Source organism: Halorubrum ejinorense (assembly GCF_039522565.1).
Taxonomy (GTDB): Archaea; Halobacteriota; Halobacteria; order Halobacteriales; family Haloferacaceae; genus Halorubrum; species Halorubrum ejinorense.
In genome coordinates this window covers 49,467-65,973 of sequence record NZ_BAAADQ010000010.1, presented here as the reverse complement: position 1 = coordinate 65,973, position 16,507 = coordinate 49,467, and the positions used below count along the sequence as shown (strand labels likewise).

The window sequence follows — 16,507 nt, the reverse complement described above, 5'->3', positions numbered from 1 at the left end:
CTAATGATTATGTAGTATGTCACTCACGGTAGTAGGTAGAAACTCATGACAAACGATAACACAGTGGATTCGTCGAGGCTGTACCGGCGGCGGAACGTCCTGAAGAGCGGCACCGCGGGAGCGGCGACGCTGGCGCTCGCCGGGTGTATCGGCGGCGGCGACGGGGGCGACGGCGGGAGCGGCGACGGGGGCGACGGGAGCATGCCCGACTCGGTCACGGTACCCGGCATCTACGACGAGAGCGGGGCGACGTCCGACGTGGGGCGACCGACGGCCATCGGCTCTCGGGACACGATCGCGTACATCAACGAGAACGACCTGTTCGACGTGAGCATCGACCACCCGAACAACGACTACGCCTACGAGGTGCCGCAGGCACAGCAGTACTATCAACAGTACACCTCCGAGTCGTCGCCGCCGCTGATCATCGGCTGGGGCACCGCCGACACCGAGGCGCTGGCGGGCACCGTTGCGGAAGACGAGATCGTCTACGTCTCCGCGTCCTACTCCGCGAACCTCGTCACCGAGGAGTTCCCGTACAACTTCTTCGGCAACCTCGATTACACCAGCCAGGCCCGGGCGCATCTGAAGTGGATCGCGGACAACGACCCCGAGGCGACGGTCGGGTTCATCTTCTCGAACACGGCGTTCGGCCGGTCGCCCGTGGAGGGCGGCAAGCAGTACGCCGAGGAACTCGGACTCGACGTGGCCCCGGACATCAACCTCCCGCTGACCGCCAACTCCGCGACGACGCAGCTCCGACAGGCCAGAGACCAGGACATCGACTACCTCATCCACCAGAACACGTCCGCGCCGATGCGGGTGCTCTTAGAGGACCGACAGGACATCTACCCCGACCTGACGGTGTGCGGCCTGACCTACACCGTCGACGAGCGCGTGGTCCAGCAGTCGCCCGACATCTTCGAGGGCGTGCGGTACGTCAACGCGTTCCGCACCTTTCAGGGCGCGCTCGACAGCGGCGGCCGGGGCGCGGAGATCATCGAGGCGAACTTCGAGCGCGAGGGGCGCAGCATGGACGACCCCGAGGTCGCCCAGCTCAACTACGTGCGCGGCGTGATCCACGCCCTGCTCGCGCTGAAGGGCATGCAAAACGCCGCCGAGGCCGGGAACGACGTCACGACCGGCCCGAACGTCAGGCAGGGGATGTTCGGCATCGAGGACGACGACATGTTCGGCCTCGCCGAGCCGTTCAGCTACGCGGAGGGCGACCGCCGCCCGACGATGAACGGGCGGCTGTTCGAGGTCACCGACGGGAGCCTGAGCTTCGACACCAGCGTCGAACTGCCCCGCCGAGACTCCTGGATCGGACTGTAATGGCGACCAACGAGCAAGCGACCGCGACCGCGGCGGACGACGGCGACCCGCCGGTCGTCGAACTCGACAACGTCGAGATCGTCTACGACCGGCACTTCCTCGCGGTACAGGGCGTCTCGATGTCGGCCAGCGAGGGCGACATCGTCGCGCTGCTCGGCCCGAACGGCGCCGGGAAATCGACGATACTGAAGATGATAAGCGGTATCGGCCGGAGCGAGCGCGGCGAGGTCACGCGGGGCCGCGTGTTCCTGCGCGGCGAGGACGTGACCAACTACGGCGCCAACGAGATGGTCCAGCGCGGCATCACGCACATCCTCGAAGGGAGGCGGGTGTTCGAGGACCTCACCGTTGAGGAGAACCTCCGGTGCGGGCTCTACCGTCAGGGCCGCCGGTTCCAATTCGACGAGGACGACTACCAGATCGCCTTCGAGTACTTCCCGCAACTGGAGGACATCTTAGACCTCAAGGCCGGCTACGCCAGCGGCGGGCAACAGCAGATGCTCGTCATCGCTCGCGCGCTCATCCACCGGCCGAACCTGCTCCTGTTGGACGAGCCCTCGCTCGGTCTCGCGCCGAAGCTGGTTCGCGACATCTTCGAGACGCTCGTAGAGATCAACGAACGGGAGGACATCACGATGCTCATCGCGGACCAGAACGCAAAGCGCACGCTCGAGATCGCCGACTACGGCTACGTCATGGAGAACGGCCAGATCGAGCTCCACGACCCGGCCGACGAACTCGTCGAGCGCGAGGAGATAAAGGAGTTCTACCTCGGGACGTCCAGCGAGGACTCCCGGTACACCGACATCAGGCACTACAAGATCCGCAAGAGGTGGACCTGATGAGCGCCGATCAGGGGGTCGAGGCGCGCGCGGCGTCGCTCAGAAGCGGCGCGCACGTGCCTCCCGAGGAGGCCGCGATCGGCTGCCGGAACGTGACCAAGACGTTCGGCTCGATCACCGCCGTCGACGACGTGGACCTCGGTATCGCCGACGGCGAGTGGGTGTCCATCGTCGGCCCGAACGGTGCCGGCAAGACCACGCTGTTGAACATCCTCAACGGCTTCTACACGCCCGACGCCGGGAGCGAAGTGTTCCTGAACGGCGAGGAGGTCAGCGGCAGGCCGGAACACTACCGCGCCCGACACGGCCTCGGTCGGACGTTTCAGGGGTTAGAGCTCTTCGAGAGCGAGGACGTCTTAGAGAACGTGATGACGACCCGGGCGGTCGCCAAACGCCCGAACGTGCTCTCGGCGATGCTGTACTACGGCACCGGGCGGAAGACGGAGGCCGAGAACATGCGGTTCGTCGAGGAGATCCTCGACTACCTCGAACTCTGGGAGTACCGCCACACGACGGTCTCGACGCTGCCGCTGGGCGTCCAGCGGCGGGTCGACCTCGCCCGCTCGCTCGCGCTCGAGCCGGACGTGCTCCTGCTCGACGAGGCGATGAGCGGGCTCACCTTCGACGAGAAGTACGACATGATCCGGTTCCTGACCGACCTCCACGAGGAGGAGGGGCTGACGCTCGTGATGATCGAACACGACCTCGAAGTCGTCACCGCGGTCTCAGAGCGGATGATCGTCATGCAGAAGGGCGGCGTCATCGCTCGCGGGCCGCCCGAGGAGGTGACGGACGACCCCGAGGTCGCCCGCGTCTACACGGGGGTCGAGTAGATGGCGGCCGAAAACGCCGAGAGCGAGGGCGTCGGGTCGGGCGACTCAGCCGACTCGGGGCTGTCCGTCGAGCGCGTCCTGACCGCGCCGGAGGGCGAGTCGGTGCCCATCGTCTCCGACCGGGCGCTCCCCGAGATCCTCATCGATCACGCCGCCGAGCACCCGGACGACATCGCCCTGCGCTGGAAGCAGTACGGCGTCTGGCAGGAGTTCACCTGGGAGGAGTACTACGACCGCGTGGAGCGGTTCGCGCTCGGCTTAGAGGAGTACGGGTTCGGCGACGAGGACGTGCTGTTCACCATCGGGTACAACCGTCCCCACCAGCTGTGGGCGTGGATCGCCGCGCAGTCCCTCGGCGGGATGGCGGCCCCGAACTACGAGGACATGCTGCCGGAGGACATCGAGAAACAGCTCCGGCTGCTCGAACCCGAGGTGGTGTACGCCGAAGATCAGGAGATGGTGGACAAACTCCTCCTCGTCTCGGACGGCGTGCCGTCGCTGTCGACGATCATCTACCGGGACGACAAGGGCATGTTCCGGTACGAGAACGGCGAGAAGACCGAGCCGGGCGACCCCGACATCGTCGCCTACGAGGACGTCGAGGAGCGCGGCCGCGAGCGCCGCGAGTCCGGCGACGTGGGCGACGACTACCTCGCGTCCGAGATCCAGGCCGTGCCCGCGGAGGCGACCGCGATGCTCGCGCCCACGTCGGGGACGACGGGGATGCCGAAACGCGTCCGGCTCTCGCATTTCAACCTCGTGAACCTCGCAAACGCGGCCATCGACATCGACCCGCTGCCGAAGGAGTCGGACTACTTCTCGTACCTCCCGATGGCGTGGGTGGGCGAGCAGATGATCCTGCTCGCGGCCGCGTTCGTCGCCGGGTGGACAGCGAACTTCCCGGAACAGCCCGAAACCGAGGAGGAGGACCTCCGGGAGATCGGTCCGGAGATCATCTTCTCGTCGCCGAAGCGGTACGAGGCGTGGGTCGCGGACGTCAAGGCGAAAATCGAGAACACCTCGCGGTTCAAAGGCTGGGTGTACGACAAGGCGATGAGCGTCGGCGAGAAGTACGCCGAGTACGTCATCGGCGACAGGAACGACGAGGAGCCGCCGGCGTGGCTGCGCGGGGCCCACTGGCTGTCCTACTGGGCGGCCTACCGGCCGATACTCGACAAGATCGGACTGAAGCGCGCGAAGAACGTCTACACCGGCGGCGGTCCCCTCGGCGAGGACCACTTCGAGTACTATCACGCGATGGGCGTCCCGCTCAAGCAGATCTGGGGGCAGTCCGAGGTCTGCGGGTTCGTGACGATGCACCGCGACGACGACGTGCAAGTGGAGACGGTCGGCGAGGTGTTCCCGAACGTCGAGGTGGGGATCACGCCGGGCGGCGAACTGCTCGTGCGCGGCCCGGTCGTCACCTCCGGCTACTACGGGATGCCGGAGAAGACCGAGTCGGCGTTCGAGGACGGCTGGCTCCACACCGACGACTTCGGCGCGCTCACCGACGACGACCACGTGCGGATCTTCGACCGGATGGACGACGTCTTAGAGATGACCGACGGCACCGCCGTCGCGCCGATCAGCGTCGAGACGAAGCTGAAGTTCAACCCCTACGTGAAGGAGGCGATGGTCGTCGGCGACGACCGCGCGGAGCTCACCGCGGTCCTGAACATCCGGTACGACAACGTCGCGGAGTGGGCCGACCAGCGCGACATCCAGTACGCGGGCTACCGCGATCTGACGCGGAAAGAACCGGTCTTAGAGCTGCTTCGCGGCGTGGTCGCGGAGACCAACGAGGACCTCGATAACCCGATCCAGCGGTTCGTGCTCCTGTTCAAGGAGTTCGACGCCGACGACGGGGAGCTCACGCGCACCGGGAAGCTCCGCCGCGAGGTCGTCGTGGACCGATACGGCGACCTCGTGACGGCCCTGTACGACGGCAGCACCGAGATAGCGATGGAACTCACGATCACGTACCAAGACGGCAGAGAGTCCGAGGAACGCGGCGTCATGCGCATCGTCGACGTGGACCAACCGGTCCTCGACGACGAACGCGAACTGGAGGTGAGCTAGATGGTCAACTGGGTCACGCTCATCGACATCTCGCTGAGCGGTCTCGGACTGGGCGCGCTGTACGCGCTCGTGGCGATGGGCTTTTCGCTCATCTACAAGGTGACCGGCGTCCTGAACTTCGCGCAGGGCCAGATCGCGATGGTCGGCGCGTACGGGGTCGTCATCTTCGGCACGGCCACCGTGCTCCCGGCGGCGATACCGGCGTGGGCGGCGGTGCTCGTGACGGTCCTGCTCGGCCTCGTGCTCGGGCTGGCGCTCGAACGTATCGTGTTCCGACAGTTCATCGGCGAGCCGGTGTTGTCGGTCATCATCGTGACCCTGGCGCTCGGCAGCATCCTCGAGGGGGTCATCTTCTTCCTGTACGGCCAGAACGCGCAGGCGTACCCCGAGGCGCTGACGTTCGGCGGCCAGCTCAGTCTCCCCCTCGGCACGTCGATACAGGCGGCGTACGCCGTCGCGGTCGCCATCGCGCTGGTCGTCGTCGCCGTCCTGATGCTGTTCTTCCGCGAAACCGTCACCGGGTCGATCCTCCGGGCGTCGGCCAGCGACGAGCAGGCCGCGATGGTCCTCGGCGTCTCCATCGAGCGCACCATCGCGCTCGCGTGGACGCTCTCTATCGCCATCACCGCCATCGGCGGCATCCTGCTGGCGACGTCCAGCGGAGGGGCGGCGGTCTCCATCGAGAACACGGGGATCATCATCTTCGCCGCCGTCGTGTTGGGCGGACTGGACAGCATCCCGGGGGCGTTCATCGGCTCCATCGTCGTGGGCGTCCTCCAGGAACTGGGGTCGTACTACCTCGTGGGCGGCACCGCGGTGTACGTCCCGTTCACGAACATCCAGGCCAACTTCGGCGCGGGCTTCGGCGAGATTCTCCCGCTCGTGCTCCTGCTCGTCGTCATTCTGGTGAAGCCGTACGGCCTGTTCGGGACCGAGCGGATCGAGAGGCTCTGACCATGAAGGGACACAGTTCGCGCGCTACGGGGCGCTCCGACGGTGCACCGACGACTCGAACGGCCGCGGCCGACGGGAGGTGGTCGCATGCCCTGCGGTGAGTACTTCACCGACTACGAGTCGCGAATGGGGCTGGTCCGGTGGCGGACACAGAAGATAGCCCTCGCTTTGGGGCTGCCGATCCCCTTCATCGCGCCGTTCCTCCTCGGCGGCGGCACGGTGACGCTGCTGACGCAGGCGTACATCTTCGCCATCGCGGTGTTGGGGCTGAACGTCATCCTCGGCTACGCCGGCGAGATCGTGCTCGCGCAGGGCGCGTTCATGGCCATCGGCGCGTACAGCGCGAGCAGACTGCTCGCCGTCGGAGCGGGACTCCTCCCGGCGCTCGCCGTCGGCGGCCTCCTCGCCGCGCTGGTCGCGGTCGGCTTCGGTCTGCCGTCGTTCCGGGTCAAGGGGTTCTACATCGCCATCTCGACGCTGGCGCTCCAGTTCATCGCCGAGGAGTGGTTCTTCGTGAACTCACAGCTCGCCTTCATCCACGGCGGGACGACCCAGTCGCTGCCCTCGAACGTGGGGCTCGTCGGGCCCGTCGGCGCGCTCGGCACGACCATCGACAAGTACCTGCTCGCTTTGGTGCTACTCTTGGTGTTCGCGATGCTGTCGCTGAACCTCTCCCGGACCGGCGTCGGGAAGACGTTCCGCGCCATCCACGAGAACGACCTCTCCGCGTCCGTCCTCGGCGTGAACGTCTTCAAGAACAAGCTGCTCGCGTTCGCCATCGGCGGGTTCATGATCGGCGTCGCGGGCGGGTTGTTCGGGTTCCAGATCGGCTTCATCAACGCGGAGTACTTCACGATCGGGCTCACCCTCGAACACTACGTCATGCTGCTTTTCGGTGGCCTCGGACGCGTCTGGGGGGCGCTGCTCGGCGTGGGCGTCGTCACGCTCGTTCAAGACTACCTCAACGACGGGCTGAATTTCCTCGCCGACCTCACGGGCACCAACGCGACCGCGCTGTTGCCGGTGTTCTTCGGCGCGATCATCATCGTCGTGCTCGCCGTCGAGCCGAAGGGGGTGTTGGCCGGGCTCGGCAAGATCAAGGAGTACTTGCGCACGTGGCCGTTCGCGTACTGAACGCGACGGCCCGCGGTCCACGACCCGGTCGTCTCGACCCTTCTGACAGCACGCGCGTTTCCGTTCCGACCCTTCCGACCGCACGCGCGTTTCCGCTCCGACGCCGCGCCGCACAGGCGTCGCCCGTCCCGCCACCACACCGGTGACGGAGGTTTATGTGGCAGTTTGTCGTGTGTTAACGCGATGTACGACGACAGTACACTCGCGGCGGTGGGGGAGCAGCTGGAGCGGGTCGCCGACCGCGACTTCTACGCCGAGAAGTTCGCGGACGCGGGCGTCGACCCGACGGCGGTCGACTCGTGGGCCGACTTCCGAGCCCTCCCGTTCACGACGGCCGCTGAGCTCGAGGCCGACTTCGAGGACGCGCCGCCGAGGGGGTCGCTGTACGACGGCGCGGCGATGGTCACGTTCTCGCCGATGGGCGAGCAGCTCCGGCCGGTCTTCGACACGGCCGACGACCTCGACGGTCAGGCGGCCGCCAACGCGGACGTGCTCGAACGCGCCGGCATCGAGCCGGGCGACCGCGTCGTCAACACGTTCGGCTACGAGCTGTTCGGCACCGGGTACGTGCTCCATCGGGCGCTCGAACGCCTCGGCGCGGAGGTGTTCCCGCTCGGCCCCGGCGACTCCGAGCAGGCCGCCGCGACCATCGAGTCGTACGACGTGGACGCCGTCGTGGGCAACCCGAGCTTCGCGCTGAAGATCGGCGCGGCGGGCGGCTCGGTCGACACGTTCGTCGGCGCCGGCGAGCCGTTCACCTCGATCCCCGGCCGTCGCGAGGCGGTCAAAGACGCGCTCGACGCGTCCACGGCCGTGGACTACTTCGGCACGCGACACATCATGCCCGTGGCCGCCGAGACCGCGGCCGAGGACGGCCTCCGCGTCGTCGACGACTACGCCGTCGTGGAGGCCGTCGACCCGGACACCGGCGAGGTCTTAGACGCCGGCGAGCGCGGGGAGGTCGTCGTGACGCACCTCCGGAAGGCGGGCATCCCGCTGGTGCGCTACCGGACCGGGGACCTCGCCGAACTGGCGGTTCGGGACGGGACCGTCGTGTTGCCCGACGGCGTCATCGGCCGCACGGACGAGCGGCTGAAGGTCAAGGGCGTGAAGGTGTACCCGGAGAGCATCGAGACGGTGCTCGCCGGCTTCGAGGGGTTGACCGGCGAGTACCGCGTCGAGGTGTCACAGCCGGAGACCACCGACCGCCTCGTCGTGGTCTGCGAGGGCGAGGCCGACGTCGACGAGCTGCGCGCGGCGCTCGGCGACCGCCTCATCGTGACGCCCGACGCCGTCGAACTGGTCGCGGACCTCGACGAGACCGGCGTCGTCGACGAGCGGTACTGAGCCCCCGACCGGCGCGGGCGCTCATCGCCGCCGAGGGAGCGGCGTCGCCGCTCAGTCGCCGCCGAGGAAGCGGCGCGCGGTCCGAGAGAAGACGTCGCGTTGCGCCTCTATCGGGAGGTCCCGCGAGAGCAGGTGTTCCCGCTCCCGGGCGTAGGGGTACGGAATGTTCGGGTAGTCCGAGCCGTACATGACCGACTCGGAGAGCTCGATCAGCGTGTCGTCGTCGACGGTCGCCGGGTCGAAATCCATGTACGTCTCGGCGACGCTCGACATGGCGAAGGTTGTGTCGAGAAAGACGTTGTCGTTGTCGCGGGCGAGGTCGACGAACGCGTCGACCTCGTACGCGCCCATGTGTGCCGCGCACACCCGCACGTCGGGGTAGGAGGCGAGGAACGACTCGAAGCGCTCGACGCCGACGTGCGGACTGTCCTCGAACATCGGCGCCGTCCCGGCGTGGAGCACGACCGGTGCGTCGCGTGCGGCGACGACCTCGTAGGCCGGGTCGAGCCGCGGGTCGTCTGCCGAAAACCCCTGGACCGGGAGCTGGAGCTTCAGGCCGCGCGCCCCGGCGTCGAAGGCGTCGGCGACGACGGTCCCCGGGTCGTCGTCGGCGGCGTGGACCGTGGCGAACGGGACCGCGCGGTCGGACGCCGCGGCGGCCTCGATCACCCACTCGTTGAGGTCGGCCGCCGCGCCCGGACGCGCGACGTACGGGAGCGCGACGTACCGCTCGACGCCGGCGGCGGCCAGCGTCGCCTCCATCCGCTCGCGGTCGGTCGGGTGGTCGAACTCCCAGCCGGCGGCGTCGCCGAGCGCCTCTCGGATGGCGGCCATCAGGCGCCCGGGCATGAGGTGGACGTGGGCGTCCACGACGCCCTCGACGGGGAACTCAGTCATCGGTGAGCTTGTAGACGCCCGTGCCGGTCGCGCAGACGGCGTCCCCGGACTCGACTTCGATGCTCGCAACGCCGATGTCGGCCCCGCGGCGGTCCACCGTGGCGGTCGCGTACAGCGGCTCCCGACCGGCGGCCTCGAGGTAGTTCACGCGGAGGTCGATGGTCGGGGTGTACGCCTCGCGGCCGCCGACGAAGACGGCGGCGCCGGCGAGGTCGACGAGCGCGCTGACGACGCCGCCGTGGAGGACCCCGAGGTCGGGGTTGCCCACGAGTCCGGGGTCGAACGGCAGCTTGACGCTGGCGCGGTCGGGAGTCACGGAGAGCACCTCCAGGCCGTGTCGCTGATGGAAGGGGATGTCGCCGTACAGTCGCTCGACGACCGCCGTTCGGTCGGCCTCACCCGAACTCGTCGCCCGCCGCCGGTCGCCCTCGCCGGTGTCACTCGGGTCGGCCATGTGTGTGTGCCAACGCACAGCACGACCTCGCATAAATCAACCGCCCCGAGTCAGCGAGACCGTCCGAGTCGACCGAGAGCGGCGCAACGGCGGGCGGTCCGGGGGAACGGCTTTGTGGTCGCGGCGCGCGTCTGCTGGTATGAACGAGGACGCGATGCGGCGGTTCCCCGTGCCGGACTACGAGGACCTCCCCGAGGATCTGCGCGAGCGCATCGACGAGGAGACCGAGGACGCCGGGTTCACGCCGAACGTGTTCTCGGCGTTCGCGTACAAGCCCAGCCACTTCCGGGCCTTCTTCGCGTACCACGACGCGCTCGTGGCGGACACGCCGCTCGCCCGCGAAGAGGTCGAGATGATCGTCGTCGCGGTGTCGGGCGCGAACGACTGCCTCTACTGCGTGGTCGGCCACGGCGCGCTCTGTCGCATCTACGCCGGCGCGCCGAAACTCGCCGACCAGCTCGCCACGAACCACCGACAGGCCGACGTCTCCGACCACCACATGGCGATGCTGGACTTCGCCGTCAAACTCACCGAATCGCCCGAGTCCGTGACGGACGAGGACGTCCAGCGGCTCCGAGACGCCGGCTTCTCACCGGAGGAAGTGTGGGACGTGGCCTCGGTCGCGGCCTTCTTCAACCTCTCCAACCGCATGGCGACCGTCGCGGACATGCGCCCGAACGACGAGTTCTACGCGATGGGCCGCGGCGACTGACCGCTCTCGCGAGGAGCCCCCGTCTCGGTGTCGCCGCGGCGGCGGCGCGCGGTCTCCCGCGTAAGGAGGATCGCGCCGGTCCGGAACCCGTTTGAACCTCGGCCGCCTCAGCCTTCTCCATGCGGGAAGTGACGTTCCGGATCTACCACGCGGGGGAGCCGGAATGCGAGGTGAGCGCGCGCCACCCGGAGGTGCGGTACCGCTCGGTCTCGTCGATGACCGGGAGCGGGCCCGAGCGCAAGCGGATCGCCGAACTCACCGGACCGCCGGCCGAGATCGAGGCGTTCGTCGAGGAGTTCCGCGAGTTCGACCTGATCGTGTCCGCCGAACCGCTCGCGCCCATCGAGGGGACGCACGCGTACGTCGCCCTGACGATCGACGTCGCGGCCGCCGACTGGGAGGGCATCGGCGAGCGGTTCTCGCGGATGGGGATCCACTACCGGACGGGGACGACCATCTCCGGCGGCGTCGAGCGGTGGACGGCGTACCTCGGGGACGACGACGACCTCTCTGCGGTCATCCGCGAGTTGGAACGCGGCGGCAACGAGGTAGAGCTGGCGCGGAACGTGGAGCTGGCGTCGATCGAGCGCTCGCCCCAACTCCCCGCGTCGGGGCTCCTCGACGATCTCACCGACAGACAACGGGAAGTCCTCGCGACCGCGATCGCCGCGGGCTACTACGACCACGGCGGCGGGGTGGGCGTCGAGGAGGTCGCGACCGAACTCGGGCTGGGCTCGACGACCGTCTGGGAACACCTCTCTCGCGCCGAGGCGGCGGTGATGAACGCGCTCTTCGACCGGTTCGCCGAGGGTGAACCGATCGGGGCCGTCCGCGACGGCGAGCGGGCGGACTCGCCGTGAACGCGGGTCCGAACAACGCTTTTGTAGCTTCGGGACGGAGCGCCGCGTATGGACGAGGGAATGGTGTCCGTGCCGGACGAGCAGTACGAGCGGCTCGCGGCGCTCGCCGCCGCCCGCGGCGTGAGCCCCGAGACGCAGCTTGTCCGGCTCATCGACGACGCATACGCCGGTCTCGACGGCGACGGCGACGCCCCCGACTCGCTCCCGCTCGGCGTCTGCGACGGCTCCGACGAGGAGTGATCGCCGTCTCGACGAGTCGAGACGGCCCTGAGCCGCCGCGCGACGTTCGGTCCCCTCCGCGTCCTCGCGCGACGTTCGGTCCCTTTCGCCTCCCCGCTCAGTCGCCGTAGGGCCACCGCCCGCCCGTCTTCAGCTCCTCGACGTACCCCTCGTCGATAGCGTCTCGGATCGCCTCGCGCGACCGGTGGGTGGCCTCGACCTCGCCCGTCGCGAAGCGGTAGACGGACGCGGCGACGAGCGTCGCCACCTCGCCGAGGTCTCGAGAGTCGAGTTTGTCGAGGGTATCGGCGTGAGTGTGCCCCCAGCCGCGCCCGGACTGGTCGCTCGTCGTCGACACCATCACCGCCGGGATCCCCTCCTGAACGAACGCCCACTGGTCGCCGTGCGGGGAGATGGTCTCGCCGGTCGCGAGCGGCGCGTCGAACGCGTCCGTGACCGACTCGAACACCGACGCCATCCCGTCGAACCCGTTCGTTCCCACGCGGAGGTTCCGGGAGCTACAGGCGCCGTCGAGGTTGACCACGCAGGCGATCTCCGCTCGCGGCGTGGTCTCGGCGGCGTGGTACGCGCCCCATAGCCCGATCTCTTCCGAGCCGAAGGTCACGAGCCGGACCCGCGTGTCGAGGTCGCCTTCGACGCTCGCGAGCAGGCGCCCGACCTCGGCGACGAGCGCGGAGCCCGCGCCGTTGTCGTTGGCGCCGTCGCTCACGTCGTGGGCGTCCACGTGGGCGGTGAGATACACCGCCTCCTCGGTGTCCGGGCCGACCTCCGCGACGGCGTTCACCGAGGTCGTCGGCTCGTTCCGGCAGTCGACGTCGAGGGAGACGGTCGGCCGCTCGTCGCCGTGGTCGTCGCCGACACCGCCGTCCGCGTCGTCGCTCTCGTCGGCGGCCTCGGCGAGCCGCGAGAGCCGGTCGCCGACCTCCTTCGAGACGCCGACCGCTGGGATCGGCCCGGGGCGGTTGTGGTAGCCGATCTCGCCGGTCGGCGGCAGCGCCCCCTCGATGTGGTTCCGGAAGACGAACCCGACCGCGCCGCGCTCGGCCGCCGCGACGTACTTCTCCATCCGGTGGATCCACCGGTCGTGGCTCTCCGGCGTGCGCGAGGAGGCCATCGCGACCGCGCCCTCCAGCCTCTCGCCCGCGGCCGCGAACGCCTCGTCGGTGCCGTCGCCGACGTCGACCAGCGGCGCGGTCACCTCGCCGCTCGGGGTCCCCGGCAGCGCGATCACCTCGTGGGAGTTCTCGTGGCGTCGCTCGACCGGTCCCGACACCGACAGCGACGACTCCCCGCGCCACCAGCCGGGGATCTCGAACTCGTCGAGCCCGGCGTTCCGCAGGCCGGCCGCCTCGAACGCCTCGACGACGCGCTCGGCGCCGCGGCGCTCGCCCGTCGACCCCGCCATTCGGTTCCCGATGTCGGTCAGGTCCGTGAGGAGGTCCCACCCGAAGTCGCTCGTCCGCGCGTCGCCCACGACGCGGTCCGGTAGCTCGGCCATACGATCCGGTTGGGCCGCGGGCGAAAAGGGGTTGCGGGAGGCGACGGGGGGGGACGCGGTCGGATCGCCCGCCGGAAGCGGAGCCGCGAGCGGCTCACTTCCACTCGTCGGTGTCCTCGGCCGCCTGCATCTCGCCTTTTGCCCGCCTCGGGGCCCGCCGCAGGGTCAGCGCCAGTACGAGGCCGTAGAACCCAGCGACGAGCGCGATCACCAGCGCGCCCGGGAGCGCGCCGACCGAAGCGGTCGCGACGACGCCGGTCTCCGGGGGCGTGAACACGGTGAGCCTGACGACCCACGCGGCGACGAGGACCGAGACGAGCGGCGCGTACACCCGCCGGAGGCGCCGCGACACCGCCTCGACGGCCGGCATCTTGATCGTCGGCTCGCGGAGGTCCTCGCTCAGCAGTTTCCGCCAGTTCGACTGCTCGACGCCCTCCGGGTCGAGCGCGTTCGCGAACACGTTCTCCTCTAAGAGCCGCACGCGCGAGCGCCAGACGTCGAACATCCGGTACCGGCGGGTCTCGATCCCGAGGAAGACGCTGAGCATGACGAGCCCGATGAGCAGCACGTAGTGCGGCCGCGACTCGCTGGAGAAGGTCCAGGTGAGCAGCGACGCGGTCACCACCACCGCCCAGTTCGTCGTCCGGTCGATGCGGGTCCGCCACGAGCCCGTCCGGCCGAGCTCGCCGCGGTACGTGTGGGCCATCAGCGAGAGGAAGTCGGACCGGTCGCCCGCGGCCTCGGCGGCGACCTCGCGCTCCTCTCGCGACCTCGGGTCGAAGTCCTCCGCTGGGTCGGACATACGGCCTCGTACCGGGGCGACACGGGTAAAAGAGGGGTCGGCCGCCGACGCGACCGGTGTTCGGCGCCAGGTCTCAGGCCGGGCCCGCCGCGGAGACCTCGACCTCGACGTCGTCGGGGTCGACCCCGATCCTGGCGAACTGCGTCCGGACGTGCTCGCGGGCCGCCTCGACCGCCTGATCGCGGGTGTCGAACCCGCGCGGCATCGGCTCCTCGAAGGCGACGCGGATCTCCTCGCCGTCGACGACGAGGGGTGACCCACCGCTCTCGACCTCGTAGAAGGCGTCGCAGACCCACACGTACGGCGCGTCCTCGTTCGGAGCGCCCTTGTACGCCGGCGGCTCCTCGCCGCGCTCGAACACCGTGCCGGTGAGGTCCGTCCCGCCGCCGCTGCCGCGAACGAGTATCATGCCACGGATACGAGGGCGAGCGGGATAAGCGCCCCGTGACCGGGAACGAAGGACGCCCGCTCCGCGCTCCGAGGGCAAACGCTTTCGGCCCGGCGACCGGTGAGTACGCCATGACGCTGGAGGACTTCACCGAGTACACCGGTGACGGCGACGGTGACCCGCCGAGCGACGCCGACTCCGCGGCCGACGGCGAGAGCGGGGCAGACTCCGCGGCCGACGGCGGGAGTGCGACCGACGCGGCGGGCGGCGCGTCCCGAACCGACGACGCTCCGGCCACCGACGCGCCTGCCGACGACGCCCCGGCGAACGCGCCGCCGTCGGACGGAACTGGCCCCGACGCGGGCGACCAGCCCGCGGACGAGGCGTTCGCCGCGTACGACGCCACGCCGGCGGGGAGCGACGCGGGGCTCGGGGTCGTCTCCGTCTCGCAGGGGCTGCGCGTCGCCGAGGAGGAGGACGAGACGTCGCTGAAGGCGTTCGTCACGACCGGCAACCGCGAGTCCGTGCGACTCGGGAAGTACCTCCTGATCCCGTACCCGGACGGGGAGCGCCTCTTCTGTCGGATAACGGGGTTGGAGTACGCCCAGGAGTTCCAGTCGGACGACGCGACGGAGATCCACGCCCGTCGGCAGATGCGCCGCGACGACTTCGCCGAGCGCGACTACAAGTTCGTCGCCGACTTGGAGCCGATGTCGGTGGTGTACGGCGAGGGCGACGAGATGAAACGCCGAATGACGGACCGGGTGCCGAAACCCGGCGCCGTCGTCGAGGAGGCGGCCGACGACGCCGAGATCAAGACGGGGCTGAAGATCCCCGACGACGGCGTCTTTCTCGGTCACCTCTCGGTCGGCGGCGAGAAGGTCCGGACCGCGGCCGAACCCCCCACGGTCGACTACCGGGTGAAGGACGACTACGCCGACGGCGACCCGCTGACCTTCCGCCACACGCTCGTCGCCGGCGGCACCGGGTCGGGGAAGACCCACGCCTCGAAGAACGTTCTCCGGCAGTACCTCGATTCGGACCGGACCTACCCCATGGGCGACGGCCGCGAGTCGCGCATGGCGGTCGTCCAGTTCGACCCGCAGGACGAGTACGCGCAGATGCACGACGACAACCCGGACCTCGACGACGCGTTCGCCCGGCGCTTGGAGCGCGAGGGGATCGCCCACGGGGGCCACGACGACACCGTCGCGCTCGTGCCGCGGGTCGCGAACGCGACGTATCCCGGCGAGGGCCACCGCGCCGAGCGCGTGGAGTTCACGATCCCCTTCTCGCTGGCGGACGACATGCCGTGGCTCGTCGCCGGGTCGGGGCTCAACGACAACCAGTACCCCGCGCTCCTGACGCTTCTGAACAGGTTCTTCGACGACTACGGCGACGAGGGGACCTACAGTCAGTTCCTCTCGTACCTCGACGACCCGGCGCTCAAAGAGGAGCTCCACGAGAGCGGGCGGATCCACGAGGCGACGTTCGACGCCGTCAAGCGGCGGGTCCGCGGGGTCCCGAGCGGCGTCTTCGACCAGGACGCGAAGCCGATCACGGAGCTCGATCACACCCTCGTGCGTCCCGGTGGGCTCTCCGTCGTTCCCACCTACCACCTGCCCACGTCGCGGCAGAAGGAGATCGTCGTCCTCGCGGTCGCGGGGCTGCTGGTCGACGACAAACTGTCGAACGACCCGGCGAGCGACCGGATCAAGGAGACGCCGCTGCTGGTCGGGATGGACGAGGCGCACAACTTCCTCGCCGACGCCGACAACGTCCAGGCACAGAAGGTGGTTCAGAAGTTCACGGAGGCGGCGAAGCAGGGCCGCAAGGAGCGGCTGGGCCTGTTCCTCATCACGCAGGACCCTCAAGACGTGGCCGACTCCGTGTTCAAGCAGGTGAACACGAAGGTCGTCTTGAACCTCGGCGACGAGGACGCGATACACAGCGTCAACATCCCCTCGAACCTCGCCGGGAAGGTGCCGTACATGGAGAAGGGGCAGATGGTCGTCTACTCGCCGGACAACTCCGAGCCCGTCGAGCTGATCGGCCTCTCCGAGTGCGTGACGCGACACGACTGAGGCGCCCGCTCGGCCCCCAGCCCCGTACCGCAGGTGCCCGCTTCGAGC

General features: G+C 69.1%; 16 protein-coding genes. 11 read left to right on the top strand and 5 right to left on the bottom strand.

Annotated features, from left to right (window positions below; translation table 11 throughout):
• The first annotated feature begins 45 nt into the window (after nt 1-45).
• From ABDZ89_RS10060 to ABDZ89_RS10030, 7 genes are all read left to right on the top strand, one after another.
• Complete coding sequence (locus ABDZ89_RS10060) at nt 46-1,335, top strand: ABC transporter substrate-binding protein (protein ID WP_343778743.1); 1,290 nt, start codon at nt 46-48, stop codon at nt 1,333-1,335.
• The gene (locus ABDZ89_RS10055; protein WP_343778742.1) at nt 1,335-2,177 is read left to right on the top strand and encodes an ABC transporter ATP-binding protein; all 843 of its coding nucleotides are present in this window, start codon (nt 1,335-1,337) and stop codon (nt 2,175-2,177) included. The genes ABDZ89_RS10060 and ABDZ89_RS10055 overlap by 1 nt, the downstream gene beginning before the upstream one ends.
• Nucleotides 2,177-3,010, top strand: coding sequence for an ABC transporter ATP-binding protein (locus tag ABDZ89_RS10050; protein WP_343778741.1), 834 nt, complete (start codon nt 2,177-2,179; stop codon nt 3,008-3,010). The genes ABDZ89_RS10055 and ABDZ89_RS10050 overlap by 1 nt, the downstream gene beginning before the upstream one ends.
• Nucleotides 3,011-5,089 carry an AMP-binding protein gene (locus tag ABDZ89_RS10045; RefSeq protein WP_343778739.1) on the top strand — a complete coding sequence of 693 codons (2,079 nt, stop codon included), beginning with the start codon at nt 3,011-3,013 and terminating at the stop codon, nt 5,087-5,089. It abuts the gene before it with no gap.
• A complete protein-coding gene (locus tag ABDZ89_RS10040) occupies nt 5,090-6,043 on the top strand; it encodes a branched-chain amino acid ABC transporter permease (RefSeq protein WP_343778738.1) in 954 nt (317 codons plus the stop codon).
• A gap of 87 nt (nt 6,044-6,130) precedes the next feature.
• Nucleotides 6,131-7,177: a branched-chain amino acid ABC transporter permease gene (locus ABDZ89_RS10035; protein ID WP_343778737.1), complete on the top strand. Its 1,047-nt coding sequence runs from the start codon at nt 6,131-6,133 to the stop codon at nt 7,175-7,177.
• A gap of 183 nt (nt 7,178-7,360) precedes the next feature.
• A complete protein-coding gene (locus tag ABDZ89_RS10030; protein WP_343778735.1) occupies nt 7,361-8,524 on the top strand; it encodes a phenylacetate--CoA ligase family protein in 1,164 nt (387 codons plus the stop codon).
• A gap of 51 nt (nt 8,525-8,575) precedes the next feature.
• Here the strand turns inward: ABDZ89_RS10030 and ABDZ89_RS10025 are convergent, their stop codons facing one another.
• On the bottom strand, nt 8,576-9,421 hold the full coding sequence (locus ABDZ89_RS10025) for an amidohydrolase family protein (protein WP_343778733.1): 846 nt from the start codon (nt 9,419-9,421) through the stop codon (nt 8,576-8,578).
• Nucleotides 9,414-9,893, bottom strand: coding sequence for a PaaI family thioesterase (locus ABDZ89_RS10020; RefSeq protein ID WP_343778732.1), 480 nt, complete (start codon nt 9,891-9,893; stop codon nt 9,414-9,416). Before ABDZ89_RS10020 ends, ABDZ89_RS10025 begins: the two co-directional genes overlap by 8 nt.
• Nucleotides 9,894-10,014: 121 nt before the next feature.
• Between ABDZ89_RS10020 and ABDZ89_RS10015 the strand changes: the two genes are divergently transcribed.
• The 3 genes from ABDZ89_RS10015 to ABDZ89_RS10005 all read left to right on the top strand — a co-directional run bounded on the left by ABDZ89_RS10015 (nt 10,015) and on the right by ABDZ89_RS10005 (nt 11,687).
• Nucleotides 10,015-10,587 carry a peroxidase-related enzyme gene (locus ABDZ89_RS10015; RefSeq protein WP_343778731.1) on the top strand — a complete coding sequence of 191 codons (573 nt, stop codon included), beginning with the start codon at nt 10,015-10,017 and terminating at the stop codon, nt 10,585-10,587.
• A gap of 119 nt (nt 10,588-10,706) precedes the next feature.
• Nucleotides 10,707-11,447: a helix-turn-helix domain-containing protein gene (locus ABDZ89_RS10010; protein WP_343778730.1), complete on the top strand. Its 741-nt coding sequence runs from the start codon at nt 10,707-10,709 to the stop codon at nt 11,445-11,447.
• Nucleotides 11,448-11,495: 48 nt separating this feature from the next.
• A complete protein-coding gene (locus ABDZ89_RS10005; protein ID WP_343778729.1) occupies nt 11,496-11,687 on the top strand; it encodes a hypothetical protein in 192 nt (63 codons plus the stop codon).
• A 97-nt stretch (nt 11,688-11,784) separates the two neighbouring features.
• On the opposite strand, the gene ABDZ89_RS10000 is transcribed toward ABDZ89_RS10005, so the two are convergent.
• The 3 genes from ABDZ89_RS10000 to ABDZ89_RS09990 all read right to left on the bottom strand — a co-directional run bounded on the left by ABDZ89_RS10000 (nt 11,785) and on the right by ABDZ89_RS09990 (nt 14,396).
• The gene (locus ABDZ89_RS10000) at nt 11,785-13,185 is read right to left on the bottom strand and encodes a M28 family peptidase (RefSeq protein WP_343778727.1); all 1,401 of its coding nucleotides are present in this window, start codon (nt 13,183-13,185) and stop codon (nt 11,785-11,787) included.
• A gap of 94 nt (nt 13,186-13,279) precedes the next feature.
• Nucleotides 13,280-13,987, bottom strand: coding sequence for a DUF2270 domain-containing protein (locus ABDZ89_RS09995; protein ID WP_343778725.1), 708 nt, complete (start codon nt 13,985-13,987; stop codon nt 13,280-13,282).
• Between the two features lie 73 nt (nt 13,988-14,060).
• The gene (locus tag ABDZ89_RS09990) at nt 14,061-14,396 is read right to left on the bottom strand and encodes a DUF7113 family protein (RefSeq protein ID WP_343778724.1); all 336 of its coding nucleotides are present in this window, start codon (nt 14,394-14,396) and stop codon (nt 14,061-14,063) included.
• Between the two features lie 110 nt (nt 14,397-14,506).
• On the opposite strand from ABDZ89_RS09990, the gene ABDZ89_RS09985 reads away from it, so the two are divergent.
• Nucleotides 14,507-16,459 (top strand): ATP-binding protein, encoded by a 1,953-nt coding sequence (locus ABDZ89_RS09985; protein ID WP_343778723.1) that lies wholly within the window; start codon nt 14,507-14,509, stop codon nt 16,457-16,459.
• Nucleotides 16,460-16,507: the final 48 nt, after the last annotated feature.

Bases quoted from the DNA above. Each gene is read 5' to 3' on its own strand.
- ABDZ89_RS10060 (WP_343778743.1), top strand. From the start codon at position 46: ATGACAAACGATAACACAGTGGATTCGTCGAGGCTGTACCGGCGGCGG.
- ABDZ89_RS10055 (WP_343778742.1), top strand. From the start codon at position 1,335: ATGGCGACCAACGAGCAAGCGACCGCGACCGCGGCGGACGACGGCGAC.
- ABDZ89_RS10050 (WP_343778741.1), top strand. From the start codon at position 2,177: ATGAGCGCCGATCAGGGGGTCGAGGCGCGCGCGGCGTCGCTCAGAAGC.
- ABDZ89_RS10045 (WP_343778739.1), top strand. From the start codon at position 3,011: ATGGCGGCCGAAAACGCCGAGAGCGAGGGCGTCGGGTCGGGCGACTCA.
- ABDZ89_RS10040 (WP_343778738.1), top strand. From the start codon at position 5,090: ATGGTCAACTGGGTCACGCTCATCGACATCTCGCTGAGCGGTCTCGGA.
- ABDZ89_RS10035 (WP_343778737.1), top strand. From the start codon at position 6,131: ATGCCCTGCGGTGAGTACTTCACCGACTACGAGTCGCGAATGGGGCTG.
- ABDZ89_RS10030 (WP_343778735.1), top strand. From the start codon at position 7,361: ATGTACGACGACAGTACACTCGCGGCGGTGGGGGAGCAGCTGGAGCGG.
- ABDZ89_RS10025 (WP_343778733.1), bottom strand. From the start codon at position 9,421: ATGACTGAGTTCCCCGTCGAGGGCGTCGTGGACGCCCACGTCCACCTC.
- ABDZ89_RS10015 (WP_343778731.1), top strand. From the start codon at position 10,015: ATGAACGAGGACGCGATGCGGCGGTTCCCCGTGCCGGACTACGAGGAC.
- ABDZ89_RS10010 (WP_343778730.1), top strand. From the start codon at position 10,707: ATGCGGGAAGTGACGTTCCGGATCTACCACGCGGGGGAGCCGGAATGC.
- ABDZ89_RS10005 (WP_343778729.1), top strand. From the start codon at position 11,496: ATGGACGAGGGAATGGTGTCCGTGCCGGACGAGCAGTACGAGCGGCTC.
- ABDZ89_RS10000 (WP_343778727.1), bottom strand. From the start codon at position 13,185: ATGGCCGAGCTACCGGACCGCGTCGTGGGCGACGCGCGGACGAGCGAC.
- ABDZ89_RS09995 (WP_343778725.1), bottom strand. From the start codon at position 13,987: ATGTCCGACCCAGCGGAGGACTTCGACCCGAGGTCGCGAGAGGAGCGC.
- ABDZ89_RS09990 (WP_343778724.1), bottom strand. From the start codon at position 14,396: ATGATACTCGTTCGCGGCAGCGGCGGCGGGACGGACCTCACCGGCACG.
- ABDZ89_RS09985 (WP_343778723.1), top strand. From the start codon at position 14,507: ATGACGCTGGAGGACTTCACCGAGTACACCGGTGACGGCGACGGTGAC.